1 protein-coding gene (cut by a window edge) is annotated in these 19,444 nt (G+C 47.7%); it reads left to right on the forward strand.

Annotated elements, in window-relative coordinates; genetic code table 11:
* On the forward strand, positions 1 to 19,444 hold the 5' portion of the coding sequence (locus tag B1L02_RS23380; protein WP_088533089.1) for a non-ribosomal peptide synthetase. It continues 1,721 nt past the right edge of the window; 19,444 of the gene's 21,165 nt are visible here — the first part of the coding sequence; the start codon lies at positions 1 to 3; its stop codon lies off the right edge, out of view.

Below are 19,444 nucleotides of genomic sequence, written 5' to 3' on the forward strand. Positions count from 1 at the left end.
ATGAACAATAATTCTAAGACTTCAATGCAATTATCGACAGAAGCGCGCTGGTTCGATAGTCAAGCGAAACGTGGGTTTCGCTCAGCGATACCGGCCTCAGAAAATATACAGCATTCGGCAAATCAGGAGCATACTCATTATGTAGCCGATATTTCAAGCTCACTAAGTGCAAGTGAAGCATCCGCTAGCAGCACCTTGCTCACCGCGTTTATCGCTTATTTAGCAAGACTCACCCTGCATTCTGAGCAAGTACTTGCAGTTCAGGCTGCGCCTTTATCGCAGCAAATAGCCTTGTTCAATATTGATCTTACGTCAGGTTTTTCTCAGGCAATTAGGGAGTGTGATACCACTTTAGCGTCTTCTTCACCCATATCAAATGAAACGCTTAGCTTGCTGGCGCAGCAACATGAGCTAGAAAGTCATGCTGGCTGCGCTGCGTTTACACAGCTTGGGTTTGCAAGTTATAGCCATAGCGCTGAGCTCAACTTGTCAAAAATGGCGATATTATTAGGTTTGCGCCATAGCGAGTCTGGATATAGTTGTGAAATGTCATTTGCAACAGCACTTTACAGTGAAGCGGTTGCTCAAAGTTTGTTTACTGGCTTTTTAGGTTTTTTAAAGGCTGCGGTCTCGACACCGCAAGCGCCATTAAACACCTTAGCCCTCGTTGGCGAGCAAGCACAAACATTGTTAGCACTTGGACAGCCAAGCTATCAAGCAAAAGCAGAGATCAGTGACTTAGTAAGTGTCTTTCGTACAAACGTTGCGGCTCATCCGCAGCAAATAGCAGTGCGGGAGGAAGCGCTTCACCTTACCTATGAGCAGTTGGATAAGCGCAGTGAACAGTTGGCGCACATCTTACAGGGGCTTGGTGTTTCTAGTGGAGATACCGTGGCAGTGGCGTTACCACGTTCAGCCGCACTAGTTGAGGCGTGCTTGGCAGTCGTTAAACTTGGCGCCGCCTACGTACCAATTGCGTTAAATACTCCGATAGAACGCCTGACTCTATTGCATGAACAGTGTCAATTTGCCGCACTGTTGTGCGGGGATAGCTTTACCCTGCGAGTGCCAGAAGTCGCTGTGGTCAATCTTGATAAAACTGAGTTAAGTGAAGCGACCATTGAACCTGTGAGAAGTAAGCTGGACTCTAGCACTCGAGCTTGTATTTTGTATACTTCGGGTTCTACGGGAAAGCCAAAAGGTGTGATATTAAAGCACGGAGGCCTCAATCGTATCGCACTCAACTTAGATCATGTTGATACCAACCAAAGTAGTGTGGTTGCCTTTTGCAATAATACCGCATTTGACGCTTGCAGCTTTGAGATGTGGTTGGCGCTATTAAATGGGGCATCGTTGGCTGTCATTTCACAAGAGCAAGTCCAAGAGCCAAGACGTTTTGGCAATGCACTCACTCAGCATGGTGTCACGCATAGCTTTTTAACCGTAGCCCTTGTGAATCTGTATGTGCAAGTTGACCCTAGCATCCTATGTGGTCTCGACGCTTTGTGGTTCGGGGGTGAAGTGATCCCAGTCGAAACCTGTCGTCGCCTATTGCAACATTCATTTTCAGGGAAATTGATTGCCTGCTACGGACCAACAGAGAATTCGGTGTTTTCTACCACTCATCTGCTTGATGAGTTAGCGCTAGAGCAAAACTCGGTTGCGCTAGGACGCGCTTGTGCTTATTCAAATCACTACGTGCTAGATCCTCAGGGGCAGCTACTTCCGCTTGGTGTTACCGGTGAACTTTACTTAGCGGGTGAAGGATTAGCGGAAGGGTATTTAGCCGCACCAACATTAACAGAACAAGCGTTTATCAGTGATCCGTTTAACTCAGGCACTATGTATCGTTCTGGCGACTTGGTGTGGATGGATGAATATGGAATATTGCACTTTGTCGGGCGTGCCGACAACCAAGTAAAAATTCGAGGGCATCGAATTGAACCTGAGGAAGTACAGGTGCAACTCGGTCAACACCCTGATATTGCCCAAAGCCATGTGCGTGTTATGACACGCAACGGCCAAAAGTACCTAGCCGCATTTATTTGCTTTACCAAAACGATAGTATTGTCGGCACAGCGTAGAACTGAGCTACTATCTTGGCTTGCTGAGCGTCTTCCACCATACATGTTACCTTCCAGTATTACTCAAGTCTCTGGCTTTACTTTAAATGCCAACGGCAAGATTGATAAAGCAGCGTTGCCGGAGCCTAGCGCCGCTGACCGTGGCGAGCAATCTGAATACATCGCCCCACAAGGTAAGTTAGAAGTTGCGATGGCAGCGTTATGGCAAACCGTACTAGATGTGAAGGCTGGCCGATTTGACAATTTTTATCACTTGGGTGGCGATTCAATCGCGGCAATGAAGCTTGTCCATCATGCTTATTTACACGGATTTGCATTAGACTCTGCTTGTATTGGCAGCCACCCAACATTAAATGAAATGGCCACACATCTGCTGCCATTGCATGACGCCGTGCTTCAAACCTATTCCGCTACTGATAAGAAGCTAGCGTCTGCGGCGCAGCAGCGGATGTACTTTATGCAGCAATTAGACCCTCATAGCGTCGCCTATAATTTAGGCGTAACATTAACGAGCCAGACGCCTATTGATGTAAAACGTTTAGTCACAGCGGTAAACAAACTAATTCACCAACATGAAGTACTGACGCAAGGTTTTTCTTATGATGGCGAATTTTTATGGCGCGAAACACGCAGTTTTGGTGGCGTAACAGAGCATGCCTGTACTAACGAACAAGGCGTGAATGCACAGTTGCACTTGCTCAATCAGCAGGTGTATGACTTAAACACCGATTGTCTTTTTAGGGTCGCTTTATTTACCCACAATAATAGTGCCACGTTATACATTGGTGCACACCACAGCATCGTGGATGGTTGGTCATTAGATATCATTTTACGGACACTACATAGCCTTTACTATGGTGTTGAAATCAACGAAGAGGCCCGTACTTTTGACGACTATTGCCAACTAGAGCAGCAATGGTTAACCAGTGAGCAGGCCGAGCTGAGTATCGACTTCTGGTCTCGATACTTAGCTGAGCATAACCCCAGCAGCGCATTGCCATTTGATTTTGCGAAAAAAGCGGATCATAAGGCGCGTGCAGCTGTGCATAAACAGGTGATCAGTAACGATATTAACCTGCAGATAACTGAGCTGGCTAAACGCTGGCAGCTAACGCCATTTAATGTTTTCCTCAGTGCTTTTTATGCACAGTTAGGCTATCAAAATGGTGAAAGGCAGCTTACTTTAGGTACTGCGGTTGCGGGTCGTGAGTGGGGCGGATTTGCTGATACAGTGGGCATGTTCGTCAACACGTTAGCGCTAAACTACAGTGTTGATCTTAGCAATAGTTTTCAAGCAATTTGCAAACAAGTCGGCACTGAAAATCAGCAAGCATTTGCACAGCAACAGCTTCCTTATGAACGAGTACAGCATAGCATTAGTGGCAGTGAAAGCCTGTTTAACGTGATGTTTGACATGCAAAATGCAGTCACTTGGGGAGCCGACAGCGAAGCGAATTGGTCTAGCGCGCGGATGCGTGTTGATGACCCTCAGTTTGACTTGACGGTCACCTTAGAGTCTCAACAAGATGGTCTTAACATTATTTGTGAGTATGATGCAGGCCTCTATCAAGAAGCCACGATTGTGCGCTTTATTTCCGCTTATCGTGAGCTACTCGCCAAAGCATGCGAACATCCAGAGCAACCCCTATACGAGCTGATGGTACTGAGTAGCCAAGAGCAGCAACTTGTAGATAGCTATGCATCGGTTCGAGCTAATTCGTATCCCTATCAACACTATCTAGATGCCTTTGACGCTAGTGTAGCTGAATTTGCTGACGCAATCGCGGTTCAAGACAGTCAGACAACACTGACTTACGCGCAGCTCGACCAACAGGCTTGCGCATTAGCAAGGGCTTTAGTTGAGACTGGAGTGAAGTTAGAGCAACCTGTTGCGGTACATCTAGAGCGCGGTCATAAAGTGCTCGTGGCGATGTTAGCTATTGCCAAAGCCGGTGGCAGTTATTTACCATTTGATATGCGCTTACCAGCGCAGCGGATCCTCAGTCTCATCGAAGATCAAAGCATAGAGTTTGTGATCAGCGACAGTGAAGGTCCGTTTACTGGTGTCACTGTGGTGGGTTCGGATGCTGTTGGCAATGAGACGATAGATTTGACACAGATCCCGCGCTTTGCTGCTCAACTGGCGTACACGCTATTTACTTCAGGCACGACGGGCAAACCAAAAGGCGCAATGACGACCCACCAAGGTATGGTGAACCATAATTATGCATTGCTCGACGAGCTGTCATTCTCAACCACTGACTGCTTTGTGCAAACGGCTGCATTATCTTTTGATATTAGCGTGTGGCAGCATTTGGCACCGTTAATGTGTGGTGCTCGGGTGGCTATTTTAAGCGACCAAGAAGTGCTCGACCCTTTGTTATTCTTGCAAGCATTAGCACATTATAACGCGAGTGTGTTGCAGGTAGTGCCTGCGCAGTTGCAACAACTCATAGATCAAGCAACGCAATTGGCGAGTGACCCGCTTGCTGCCTTACGCATTTTGATCCCAACCGGAGAAGCGCTACCTCCAAGCCTTGCGAGAACCTGGTTTGATAATTATTCCATTCCAATGTTTAACGCTTACGGCCCAGCAGAATGTAGTGATGATGTGACGTTGCATCATTTATCCGTGGCTCCTCCTGCTCCTCAAAGCGTTCTACCTATTGGGATGCCCATTACAGAGTGTGGTGTATATCTTTTAGATGAAGCGCTTCAGCCTGTACCTGTCGGCGCTATCGGTGAAATTTGTATCGCCGGAGAGGTAGTACTTGGACGTGGCTATTTAAATGCCCCAGCACTCACCGCGAATGCTTTTATTGCAAACCCGTTTGGTGCGCCTGGCAGCAGAATGTATAAAACTGGTGATTTAGGTCGCTTTAATTTTGCGGGTGAATTGGAGTTTGTTGGTCGTCGCGACTTCCAAATTAAGATCCGTGGAATGCGGATTGAAATTGGTGAGATTGAGTCCGTGATGGAAATGGCACCAGCGACACCTCGTTGTATTGTATGTGCTGAACAAGGGCTCTTATTAGCATACCTAGAAAGTGAATTAAGTGTCGATGCACTGCGTCTTCATGCACAAGAGCAGCTGCCAGAGCATATGGTGCCTAGCTACTTTGTGATAATGGATAATCTGCCTGTGACTGCCAACGGCAAAGTCGACAGAAAAGCATTACCTACACTGGCACAAGTTAGAAAAACGGAAGTGGGTGAGTCACCTTGTGGGGAAATTGAGCAGTACTTGGCAAAGCAATACGCACAACTGCTTGATTTAGAAGTGAACCAAGTGTATCGAGATGCGCATTTCTTCCGCTTAGGTGGACACTCATTGTTGGCGATGAAGCTCATTTCTGCCTTACGTAAGCACTATTCACTCAACGAAAAAGCAACGGTTAAGGCGATTTTTGATTTTCCTAACTTAAGTGAACTGGCCACGTTTGTTGCCCAATCGACTATTGCAGAGGGGGAAGTATTGGCCCAAGTAACCCCTGCCGATAACCAGTATTTTGCTTTAACAAAAACGCAGCAGCAAATGCTGTGGTTTGAGAAGCTGCAGCCGGGCACCGCGCTTTATAACATGCCTAACGCTTGGCAAATTCATGGCGAGCTAGAGAGCACTAAACTGGAAGCGGCGGTGACGTTTTTACAACACAAACACCCGATGCTGCGCGCACGTATTGATGAGACGCGTAACGTACAGTTTATCTCAGAACACGTCCAAACTTTGACTGTGACTCAAGTGCCCAAAACCACGTCTATGTCGCAAGCAGTGAAAGCAATAGCAAAGCGGCCATTTGATCTGACAGCTAGCTTGTTCGAGCCCATTTTACTTTGCTGGCCAAGTGGTGAGCAGGTAGTAGTATTTAATATGCATCACTTGATCTCAGATGCTTGGTCAAGCCAAGTGATGTTGGCGGATTTGATGGCGTTTTACAGTAATCAATCAGTGCAAGACACAAGTACCTATCATTACGCTGATTTAGTGAATTGGCAGCAGCAAGCTAGCTATCAGCAAGAGGTTAAAGAAGCGGTATCTTGGTGGTGCGACTACTTACAAGATGCACCGCATGTGTCGGCGTTACCAACCGCGCAAAAGCGTCCATCACAGCGTACGTTCCAAGGTAAAACGTGGAGTTTTGGCCTGTCTTCAGAGGCCTCTAGCGCGGTTGCTGAGTTGGCGCAAGAAGCTGAAGTCAGCTTATTTACTTTATTACTCAGCTGCTATACGGCTTATATGTCGCTGTTGACGGGGGCTGAACAATTAATTACTGGGGTGCCTGTTGCGGGCCGTGACCGTACCGAGTTTGATGAGGTTGTTGGCTTGTTTGTGAATACACTTCCATTCAAAGCTGAGTGTCAGCCAAAGCTCAGTTTTAAAGCATATCTCGCACAAACACAGCAACAATGGTTAGAGATACTTGCACATCAACAAGCCCCGTTGGAAGCGATTATTGATGGTTTAGGTGTTGAGCGAAGCGCCGGTATTAACCCACTTGTGCAATTGATGTTCAACTTTGAACAAGGTGGTGCATCACAAACCTTTGGTGAGTTGACTTGCACTGAAATAGTGACAGATCACGATACGGCCAAATTCGATTGTTTGTTAGCGATGTCTTATGATGGTCGGCTTTGTCAGGGGAGTTTTGAGCTTCCTAGCGATCTTTACCATGACACTCAAGCACAGGCACTCGTTAATGGCTTTACTTATTTTGTCGAGCAAGTGGTTCAAGACGCAGACAAACCATTAGCGGCAATACCACTCATTGATACGACGCAACAACAGCAATTGCTTAAGTTAGGCCAGTCTCCGGTATCTCCCCAACACAGTTCATGCGATCTTATCAGCAGTTTTATGTCCACTGCCGCGGCATATCCACAGCGAAGTGCTGTGCGTGAAGGAGATAAAACACTAAGTTATCAATCGCTTGACAGAGTGACTAACCAATTAGCCCATTACTTAATTGAAAGTGGGGTTCAGGCGGGAGGTCATGTTGCCATTGTTATGCCTCGTTCAATGGATTGGATCCTTGCAGCGGTAGCCATAATCAAAACAGGCGCGGCTTATGTGCCCATTGACCCGCGTTGGCCGCAAGAGCGCATTCACTTTGTTTTACAACAGGCAAATATCAATACTGCATTTGCTGAGCAATCGTTGTCTGAGCAAGTCTCGTCACTTTCTTTGGCGGCTTTGCTTCCTCAGTTAAATGACTATGCAGCCACAGCGCCAATAGAGAGCGTAACTGCTGACAGTGTTGCCAATATTATTTATACCTCAGGTTCGACGGGTCAACCCAAAGGGGTAGTGACGCCGCACCGTGGGATCACCAGGCTGGTACTGAACCCAGCAGAAGGTGGGTTAGATTCACAGTGTGTGGTCAGTTTTATGAATAACCCAGCGTTTGATGGGGCGACATTTGAAATTTGGTCGGCGCTGCTAAGCGGCGGTTGCTTGACTGTGGTGACAGAGCAGCAAGTGCTTGCGCCAACTGAGTTTGCCAAAGTGGTTGAACAAACGGGAATTAACTATGGCTTTATGACCGTTGCGTTATTCAATCAATATGTGAAAACCGATCCACGCATGTTACACGGTTATCGACGTCTTTGGATTGGCGGTGAAGCGGTGTCCTCTTTGAGCTGTAAGGCACTGCTTGAAAGTGGTTTTAAAGGCAAATTGTGTAATGGTTATGGCCCTACGGAAAATACGATTTTCTCAGTAACCTGTGAGATCACCTTAGCGATGGTGCAAGGGACAGATGTGCCACTTGGCCATGCCTGTGCTTGGGGTAGTCACCTTATACTTAACGCCGCAGGACAATTAGTGCCATTGGGCACGCCGGGTGAGCTATGTTTAGCCGGTGAAGGATTGGCGCACGGTTATCTTGCTCGTCCTGAACTAACGGCTCAAGCATTTATTCAAAACCCTTATGGTGAAGGGAACTTGTATCGCTCAGGAGATCAGGTGTATATGGCGGCTGATGGCACCGTACACTTCCTTGGCCGCATAGATAATCAGGTTAAGATCCGTGGTCATCGGATAGAACCTGAAGAGTTAAAAAATCAGTTAGATCAGCACCCTGATATTGAAAATAGCGTTGTCGTTGTGAAACAACGCAGTGAGCTGGCGTATTTGGCTGCGTATATCAAAGTAACACCGCAAGCGCAGATAAACCGTGAAACCGTGCTAACTTGGCTGAAATCTCGTGTCGCCCATTATTTGCTTCCATCTACTGTTACTCTAGTTGAGCAATTTACGCTTACGCACAATGGCAAAGTAGACGCGCGGGCCTTACCTGAGCCAACTGAAGCTGATTGGGGCAAAGTGATAGATGACATGCCACTGACCCAACAGCAGCAAAAACTAGCCGCCATTTGGCATAAACTATTAAAGGTGAAACCCACCGCAAAAGACAACTTCTTTGCGCTTGGTGGTAACTCCATTTTGCTGATGCAGTTGGTTAGTGAAGTGAAAATGGCATTAGCGACAGACCTAGGTATTGCTGAGTTATTTATGGCGCAAACGCTCGAAGAGCAAGCCGAGTTACTTACGCAAGCTGAACGGTCTCAAGTTGCTGCGATATCCACACCTGAATCATTCTCACAAGCAAGTCCTGCACAAACTCGCATGTATTTTATGCAGCAGTTGGAGCCCACAAGTACGGCTTACAACATCAATCTTGTGGCTCAATGTGCAGCGCTTGACGCGAAGCAACTACAGCAAGCCTTGATAGCGCTGAGCAATATGCATCCGGTGCTATGTCAACGGTTTGAAGAACAAGCGGGTGTGATCCAACGCATTGCAGGAAACCCATGCCAGCTTGAAGTGGTTGAGCTTGATAGTGATGATCAACATGAGGTAGAGCGATATGCAGCGCAATGTGTGAACACAACCTTTGATTTGGCCTGCGACTGTCCTTTACGTGTTACGTTAATCAACAGCCAATCTCGACACTTTATAGCGTTGAGTGCACACCACATTGCCTTGGATGGATGGTCACTAAACAAGTTATTCAATGATTTAGCTGTAGCGTATGAAGGTGGTGAACTTGCTGTAGCAGAACCATTTGCATTGGATTATAACGACTATTGCTATCAACAAACGAACTGGATGCAAAGCGCCGAAGCACAAGCGCAACGCGACTTTTGGCAAGAATATTTAGAGCAAGCCAATGAAGGAGTTAGCTTACCGGTTGACCACCAAAAGCGTCCGGAGCGTAACGCTGTCGCTGCTTATTATGATATTAATCTGGAAGCGAGTGTCGTTGCTCAAATTGAGCAACTGGCTAGTCGATATGCTGTTACACCATTTAACCTTTATTTGTGTGCCTTTAGTTTGGCGCTCAGCCATGCAAGCGGTGAGCGAGATTTGGTGATTGGAACCGTATCAGCTGGTCGCACGCAAAGTGGCTTTGAGCAAACATTAGGGATGTTCGTCAATACGCTTTCTTATCGGCAGCGTTACTCACCACAAATGCGCTTTGTTGACCTTATCAAGCAATCGGGTCATGAATTTGGTGCCATGATGGCAAACCAAATGTTGCCTTATGATGAGGTAATGAGTGTGCTCTCTCGTGGCGGACAGTCACCGCTATTTAATGTGATGTTCGATCTACAAAATAGTTTCTCAAGTGATTCTCTTCGGTTAGCTGGACAGCCACTGACATTACTCGATTTGCCAGCGGATCAGCCACAATTTGACATGACTGTGGTGCTTGAGTCGGTATCGCAAGGTACACGTTTGCGCTTTGAATATGATGCAACTTTATACGAACCTGAAACCATCGCCCGATTTGCACACAAGTATCTAACGCTATTGCAGCAAGCGAGTGCTGAGCCAGAACAGGTGATTGCAGAATTCGAGCTACTTGATCAAGGCGACAACAGCATTTGGCAAGACTTTGCAACGTTGCCCGCGACTCAACATCGTAATGCACATTACTTGGATGTCTTCGATGAAGTTGTCGCACAATATGGCGATAAAATCGCTGTTGATGATGGCCTGCGTAGCCTGACCTACCGAGAGCTAAACAACGAAGCCAATCGACTGGCTGGTGTGTTATTACAACAAGGTGCTGTGGCGGATCATCCGATTGCGGTTCACCTCACTCGTAGTTGCCACGTGATGATTGCGATGTTGGCAATATTTAAAGCGGGTGGATGTTACCTACCGCTGGATACGCGTTTACCAACCGAGCGAATTCGCATGTTGTTAGACGAGCATCATATAAAACAAGTGATCACAGATAGAGCTGGCCCATTTGATGACGTTTGTGTGGTACACCCAAATGACCGAGCGACGCAAAACGTTGATCTTAACGCTGTAGCGCGACATCCAGAGCAGCTTGCCTATGTGTTATTCACCTCAGGTACAACGGGCAAACCTAAAGGGGCGATGACCACCCATCAGGGCATGGTAAACCATAATTGGGCGGCGCTAGATACCCTTAAATTTAGCGCTGTCGATACCTTTGCACAGACCGCAGCATTGTCGTTTGATATCAGTGTTTGGCAGTACCTAGGCGCATTGATGAAAGGGGGCTGCGTGGCGATTTTCAGTGATGAAACTGTGCTTGACCCACTGCTGTTTTTACAGGCACTAACACGTCATCAAGTATCGGTATTACAAACTGTGCCGGTTCAGCTTCAGCAACTGATGGACGAGGTTGCTGCAGGTGCCTATGACAGCTTAGGTGATTTGCGCCACCTTATTCCTACCGGTGAAGCACTGCCACCAGAAATGGCAAGAAGGTGGTTTAAGCGTTACCCCCATATTCCGATGATGAATGCCTACGGCCCTGCGGAATGTAGTGATGATGTTACGTTGCATGTGATGAAAGAAACACCGGCAGCGTTCTACGCGCAACTCCCCATTGGCAAGCCTGTGTATCAGTCGGCCATCTATTTACTCGATGCCGATCTGCTGCCTGTTCCGCAAGGGGCTGTAGGGGAGATCTGTGTTGCAGGTGAGGTGGTATTAGGTCGAGGCTATTTAAATGCACCGTCATTAACTGCAAATGCATTTGTTGCCAATCCATTTGGTGAGCCGGGCAGCCGACTCTATAAAACAGGAGATTTAGGACGCTATAACCATCTTGGCGAGCTTGAGTTCCTGGGGCGCCGCGACTTCCAGATTAAGATCCGAGGAATGCGGATTGAGATGGGTGAAATTGAATCTGTGATGGAACAAGCTCCAGAGACAAAACGCTGTGTCGTCAGTGTCGAAAACGGGGTACTCATTGCTTATTTAGAAAGCCGCGCTGAATTGGCTGAATTAAAACGTCATGCTGCCGCTTGGTTACCGGACTTTATGGTGCCAACCCATTATATCTTGATGGCTCAGATCCCTGTTACTGCCAATGGTAAGGTGGATCGCAAATCTCTCCCCAATTTAGCGGAGGCGGGAATTGACGAGCGTGGTGAAGCGCCGCAACCGGGGCTGGAGTCTGAACTTGCGGCGCAGATGGCGACCTTACTAAAAATTGATGTCGATCGGATCGGCAGACAGTCTGACTTCTTCCAATTAGGAGGACACTCACTACTTGCAATGCGCCTGATCTCAACATTACGCCGTGCATTGGAGGTAGGTAATGCGCTTACCGTTAAAGACCTATTTGAACAGCCGAATCCACAGGCATTGGCGCAATATATCACTCAGTTACAGCCCGAGGCGCGTGCGCAGATCAGTCATCATGAACTCATGCCACAGCAGCATTTCCCACTCAGTGCGATACAACAGCAAATGGTGTGGTTTGAGACCTTGCAGCCGGGCACGCCACTGTACAACATGCCAACGTTGTGGCGCGTGCATGGGCACTTGGATGAAGCACAGCTTAACCTCGCGATTGAGCAGTTGCAGCAGCAACATCCGATGTTAAGAGCAAGGCTGCAACTTGCACAGCAGCAACAGTATATTAGCAATGATATTCAAGCACTTGAACTTAAAACATTTGATACCGATGCAGCACTCATGACTTGGTGTCGCGACCGAGCGGAGCAAAGCTTTGACTTTGCTGCTAGTTTGTTTGCACCTTACTTGTTGCGTTCAGAGCAAGGTGAGCAAGTGCTGATGCTAATGATGCACCATGTGATCACGGATGCATGGTCCAGTCAGTTACTACTTGATGACTTACGGGCGCTATTAAGCGGTGAAGCCGTGCAAAACCCAAGTGCAATCACCTTCAGTGATGTTGTCCACTGGCAATTGAGTGATAGTTATCAGCAACAGCTTGCCGAGCAGCTCAATTGGTGGCAAGAAACGCTGAGTGATGCGACAACGGTGCTAAGCTTGCCAACCCCACATCGCCGTCCACAACAGCGCTCGTTTGTTGGCTATAGTATTGCATTTAGTTTGGATGATGCTACTAGTCTTGGGTTAAGTAAGCTCGCCCAGCAGCAAGATGCATCATTATTTATGGTCTTGTTAGCTGCATATAATGCCTATTTATCGCGCTTAACTGGGCAGCAAGATCTGATAGTTGGGGTCCCTGTTTCTGGTCGTGAACATTCAGAACTTGAGCGAGTGGTTGGGTTATTTGTTAACACTTTACCCTTGCGTAGTCAGTGTCAGCATCAAGCTGCATTCACAGACTATCTTGCCCAGATTAAATCGCAGTGGTTAGGAGTGCTTGCACATCAAGATGTGCCATTTGAACATTTAGTAGACGCTCTTGAGCAAGAACGGATCGCTGGTGTTAACCCCTTAGTACAGACTTTGTTTACGCTTGACCAACAAGGAGGGGGAGCTGAGCTAGAGACGGTGCAATTCTCCGAGCTTGAAATGAGTCATGACACGGCTAAATTTGACCTCTTGCTCGCGATGGCTGAACGTGAAGGACAGGTGTTTGGTGAATTTGAATTTGCACTGGATGTCTTCCCTAAAGCGCTAGGCGACCAACTAGTTAATGGCTTTATCCATTTTGTTGGAGAGCTTGTTTTAGCGCAATCGGCACCCATTGCATCACTTTCTTTGGTGTCCGCAGCGCAAGCTAAGCAATTGGTAGGGTTGGGGCAGGCTGATTTTGAGGCCCAGACTGAACCTAGTGATCTCGTCTCTGGTTTTGCGCATGTGGTTGCCGAGCACGGCGAGCGCATAGCGGTAAAACAACAAGATAGCGCACTGAGTTACCGACAATTAGACGAGCAGGCTAACCAGCTGGCCCACTATCTTATTGAGCAAGGGGTGCAGCAAAATACGCTGGTTGCAATCGCGATGCCTCGCTCGGTAGACTGGATTATCAATGCCTTGGCTATCATCAAAGCTGGCGCAGGTTATGTGCCGTTAGACCCAGCTTGGCCGCAAGAGCGAATAGATTTTGTGGCCGAGCAAGCAGCAATGCAGTTGGTATTTGTTGATAACCATAGTAAAGCAACGCTCAGTAGTAACCAGTTAACCTCAATTGATAGTAGGGACTTAGCGCTCACTCATTATTCTACCCTTGCGCCGTTTGAGCGTGTCTCACCAGAGGCCGTTGCCCATGTTATTTATACCTCAGGCTCTACCGGAAAGCCGAAAGGCGTGATCACCCCTCATCGTGGGATCAGCCGCTTGGTGCTTAACCCAGAGCAAGGTGAGTTAACCCAAAACAATGTGGTTAGCTTTATGAATAACCCTGCTTTTGATGGTGCAAGCTTCGAAATTTGGTCTGCGCTCCTAAGTGGCGCATGTTTGGCAGTGATCTCCCATTCGCAAGTATTGTCGCCCGCTGACTTTGGGCAGGCTTTAGCGGATTATGGCGTTGACTATGGCTTTATGACGGTGGCCTTGTTTAATCAATATGTGCAAACCGACCCGACAATATTACATCACTATCGGGTACTTTGGACTGGCGGTGAAGTGATCCCAATCCGCTATTGCCGTGACTTGTTAGCTAGTGGCTATCAGGGGCAATTGTGTAGTGCCTATGGACCGACAGAAAATACGATTTTCTCAACCACATTTGCGCTGACACCAAGTGTTCTTGCTGGTCAAGATGTGCCACTTGGCCGTGCCTGTGCTTGGAGTTATCACTTAGTAATGGATGACTACGGTAGCCTGTTACCATTAGGCGTACCTGGTGAGCTGTATCTAGGTGGTGCTGGTGTCGCCCACGGCTACTTAAACCGTCCAGACTTAACTGAGCGGGTGTTTGTTTTCACTCCATACAGTGAAGAAAAGCTCTATCGTTCAGGAGATAGAGTAAGTCAAGATAGCGATGGTGTACTGCACTTTATTGGTCGTACTGATAATCAGGTGAAAATTCGTGGTCACCGTATCGAACCTGAAGAACTGCAAGTTCGGGTGAACCAACATGACGCCGTAGAGCTAAGCTATGTTCAAGTTCGTCAAGACGAAGAGCAGGTCTATCTAGCCGCTTATGTGCAGCTAAAGTCAGGCCATGAGTTAACCCGCCAATCTCTCCAGCAGTGGCTCACAGATAAAGTCGCGCACTATTTGTTGCCGTCGACGATTACCTTTGTAGAGCACTTTAAGTTGAATGCAAACGGCAAGATAGACAGCAAAGTATTACCAACGCCAAGTGCGGAAGATTGGGGGCAATTGGCAAGCAGCGGTGCACTAGAAGGTCAAGCCGCACAGCTTGCTGATATATGGCTAGAACTGCTAGGTAAACAGCCCTCGTTACAAGATAGTTTCTTTACCCTAGGTGGTAACTCGTTACTTGCTATGCAGCTTGTAAATCGAGTAAAAGATGAATTTGACATCGAACTGCCTATTGCTGAAGTGTTCCTAAAACAGCGTTTAGGGGATCAGCTGGCGCTGCTACAACAAGCTCAAAACGATGGCGCGGCAGGGCAGCAAGAGCGCATCCAAGCCGCTGCTATTGACGCGATACACCCCTTATCGTTTGCTCAAGAAAGACTGTGGTTCTTACACGATATGGAACCAGAAAGCTTAGCGTATCACCTCCCTCTTGCTTACCGAATGCGCGGTAAGGTAAGGCTAGGTGCATTAAGTAAAGCCATTGAACTGGTTACTAATCGCCATGTGGTGCTAAAAAGCCGTATTATTTTAGATAACGAGCAAGCTTACCAACAAGCCGACCCAAGCGCCAAAGTGCCTTTTAATCTGCATTACTGCGCTGAGGATGAGCTTGAGACAATGATGGCAAAGGTATCCGCGACGCCATTTGATTTACGCCAAGGACCAGTATTTCGTGCTGATGTCTTTATGTTGGATAACGAGGATGTAGCACTACTTATCAATGTACATCACGCCATGGCGGATGGCTGGTCTTTGGCCATTATTGCTGATGAATTACGACAGGCCTATCGTGCTTATTGTGACCAGCAAACACCAGAGTTGCCGGTACTAAGCTGTCAGTATGGTGATTTTGCTCAGTGGCAAAGATCACATTTTAATGATCATGCGTTTACCGCACAACTGGATTACTGGCGTGGTACATTGGCCGATGCGCCCGATCTGCAATTATATACAGACAGACCTCGTACGCAGACTCGCAGTGAAGCTGGAGCGACGTATAGCTGCCTATTACCGCAATCGCTAATGACAACATTGAATAGCTATGAACGCCAAGGTTATTCCGGCTTTATGGTGATGATGGCAACCTTTGCCACTGTGTTAAGACGTTATTCCGGCCAAGACGACATTGTTATTGGTACTCCAGTGGCGGGTCGAGCGACGACGCAACTTGAGCAATTAGTGGGTTTCTTCGTCAATATGCTGCCACTGCGTTTGCAATTCGATGCGCAGCAGAGCTTTGAGCAACTGCTTGCCCTTGTACAGCGTCAATTGGCAGCGGCGATGGCGAATCAACAAGTTCCGTTTGAGCGCATTGTGCAAGAGGTCGTAAAGGTCAGAGATACTAGCCGCACGCCTGTATTCCAAGCGGTACTGTCCTATCAAGACTTGGCCTATGACGGCTTGGAGCTTGATGGTCTTGAGGTAAGCGCCATCGACCCACAATTGGACGTAGCTAAGTACGACTTGCTGCTCAATGTTACGCCTCAAGCTGAGGGGACATGGCTGACAATGGAATATAGCAGTGCGTTATTCGATGAAAGCACAATTGCTGACATGATGTCTAACTTTACCGCAATGCTAACGCGCATGTTGGCACAGCCAACGGCACAGCTTGATAGCTTGCCACTGCTTAGTGATGAAGTTGCGGGCAGGGTGTGTGAGCTTTACCAACGGCCACGTCAGGATTTTATGTGTGATGAAACGACCCATGCCCGATTCGAACGGATCGCTGCACAATATCCGCAACACGTTGCGATTGTGTGTGAAGGACAATCAATCCGCTATCAAATGCTCAATCAACAAGCTAACCGTATTGCTTGGCAGTTAATTGAACGAGGCGTTACGGCGGGGAGTTTAGTGGGTGTCTGTGTTGATCGCTCAATCAATATGTTGATTGCTATCTTAGGTGTGATGAAGGCTGGTGGTGCTTATGTGCCACTAGACCCAACACATCCGCAGCAGCGTATTGATTATATTGTTAATGATGCTGACCTTACCTTGGTCATTGGTGATGCTCAGTACAGCAGCCAATTTAGTACGGTCGAGTATCTCGATACGGCGATGACCATGATGTCTGGTCATAACAGCGATAACCCGCCGGCGCGTTGTCAACCTGAGGATTTAACCTATGTAATTTACACCTCGGGTTCTACTGGGACGCCCAAAGGCGTGTTACTAGAGCATCGCAATGTGGTGCGTCTGTTTGATGCAACCGCTACACGGATCCCAATCACTGAAAATGATGTGTGGAGCCTGTTCTCATCATGTACTTTTGATTTCTCAGTATGGGAGATCTGGGGGGCATTATTACATGGTGGCAAATTGGTGGTGGTGCCTTATGAAACAACACGCAACAGCGAAGCGTTTCATGAACTGTTGTGTGAGCAAGGCGTCACTCAGTTAAGCCAAACTCCATCGGCATTTTTACAAGTGGTTCGAGAAAACCTACAAAGTAGTCAGCAACTGCCAGTGCGTCGCGTGGTACTTGGGGGTGAGGAAATCGATTTTACGGCGCTTCGAGGCTGGTTTGAGCGTTATCAAGATGAAATTGAAATTATCAATATGTACGGGATCACCGAGATCACAGTACATGCAACCCATCGTCGCATTCAAGCTAGTGATGTGCTTGAGCAGACAGCCACTGCCAGCTTAATTGGTGATGGTATAGCCGATCTTGATATTTTGATTTTAGATGAACATCAACACTTAGTGCCTGTTGGCGTAGCAGGAGAGATCTATGTTGCAGGTGCTGGTCTGGCTCGTGGGTATCTCAACTTACCAGAGCAAACCGCAGATCGCTTTATCACTGTCAATGGGGATCGCCTCTACCGCTCGGGTGATTTGGCACGGGTAACGGTTGATGGCGACTTGGAATACCTCGGCCGTTGCGATAACCAAGTAAAAATTCGTGGTTTTAGAATTGAGCTTGGTGAAATCGAGGCCTTGCTAAGTGATATGGCAGGCGTCGATGAAACGCTGGTCATGGCGCATAAAGAGCCGCAGGGAGATGCTGCTTTGGTGGCGTATGTGATGGACAGTCGAGGTTGTGCGAGTGAAGCACAACTTAGAGCTGCATTACAACAGCGTCTTCCTGAATATATGGTGCCTGCTTATTTTGTGATGATGGAAGCTTTCCCACTGACTGCCAACGGTAAGGTCGACCGCCGTGCACTGCCTGAGCCTAAGGCTGCACTACAAGCTCGAGTGGGCGAATTGCCACAAACCAATTCTGAGCAGTTTGTCGCCCAAGTATTTGCTGAGTTACTCGATTTAGAAGTCGTTTACCGAGATGACAACTTCTTTGAAATTGGTGGACACTCACTGTTGGCAACTCGTGTCATATCCCGCTTACAAAAGCAGTTCAATTACAAAATTGCCATGCGTGACTTTTTCCAAATGGCAACCGTTCGCGAACTGGCTGCTTTGGTTGGCCCTAACGAACCGCTTACGCAAGGAAAAACCGAGTTGGCAGAGTTACCTAAGGTGGAGCGTAAATCCGCGACTTTGATGCAGCAAAGCTTTTGGATTGCACAAAGCTTGCTAGGTGATAAGAGCGCCTACAACATGCCGCTGGCGTTATTGATTGATGGAAACTACGACCTTGCTCGAATCGAGCACGCGGTTACTGCACTTTGGCAAGGTCATAAAGCCTTGCGTGTCTATCTAAAACAAGACTCTCAAGGTCTTTGGCAGCATGCTCGTGAAGCGACCGCGCCTGTGCCCTTTGAAGTCATCAGCTTAGGGCCGGATGAGTCACTTATCGCACAAGCTCAACAACTTGGTGCAGAGCCATTTAGCTTCGACGGAGATGCGTTATTTAAAGTGGTATTACTGACTAAAGGTGCGCAGGCGTGCCTACAATTTGTGGTCTCGCATTTAATCGCCGATGGTTGGTCACTGACCATTTTAGCTGAAGAGTTTATGGCTTTATACGAAGCCAAAAATACAACCATGATCAGTGGCTCAGACTACTGGCAGTATCAAGCATTGCCGCAAACGCAGCTTGAGGAAGGCTTAGACTGGTGGCGAGGTCATTTGGCTGCTGCACCGCAAAGTCACCAATTGCCGCTACAAATGGAGCGAGATTTGAGTCGTCAGCAAGGCGCAAGACGAGAAGTGGTATTAAACCAAGATGTCACTGACGATTTGACGCAACTGGCACAATCTCAAGGCATGTCTAGCTTTATGTTACTGCTGGCGGCTTGGCAGTTGGTACAGCATAAATTCACCGGAGAAACCGACGTAGTTACAGGTTTCCCTGTGTCGGGACGAGATGACGTGGCGTTTGAGCGCACGGTTGGCTTGTTTGTGAATACTTTACCACTGCGCGGTCAGTTGGATCCTCAGCAGACACTCCAGCAATTCTTGTCACAGGTACGCGATAGTGCATTTGATGCGCTAGATCATCAAACCATACCGCTGAGCCAAATTGTTGAAGCTGCTGCGCCTGACCGCTTAGCTGGAATGAACCCACTGTTCCAGATCACTTTCTCGTTGCACAACTTGCCCTCGGACTCGGTCACATTAGACGGGTTAACTATCACCCCAGTTGAAAGTGAACCCGAAAGTGTAAAACTCGACTTATGCTGGTTTGTACAGCATAGCGATGACGGCATGGTGATCCAACTCGAGTATGATGTTGACTTGTTTGAAGCTGGGCTGATTGATAGCTTAATTGGTAGTTATGAATATGCATTAACGCAACTGTCGAGTTGGTTAGCAATGCCTATCACTCAGCTAAGTGTGGTTTCTCCTAAGCAGCAACAAAAACTTGGTCATTGGAGTCAAGTTGATGGTCAGTGGCCGCAAACCGCTACCTTACATGGGGAGTTTGAACGCCGCGCAGAAGCTTATCCCGATGCCGTTGCTGTTGAGGTATTAA

It is taken from the genome of Pseudoalteromonas piscicida, assembly GCF_002208135.1.
In the GTDB taxonomy this organism is placed as follows: Bacteria; Pseudomonadota; Gammaproteobacteria; order Enterobacterales; family Alteromonadaceae; genus Pseudoalteromonas; species Pseudoalteromonas piscicida_A.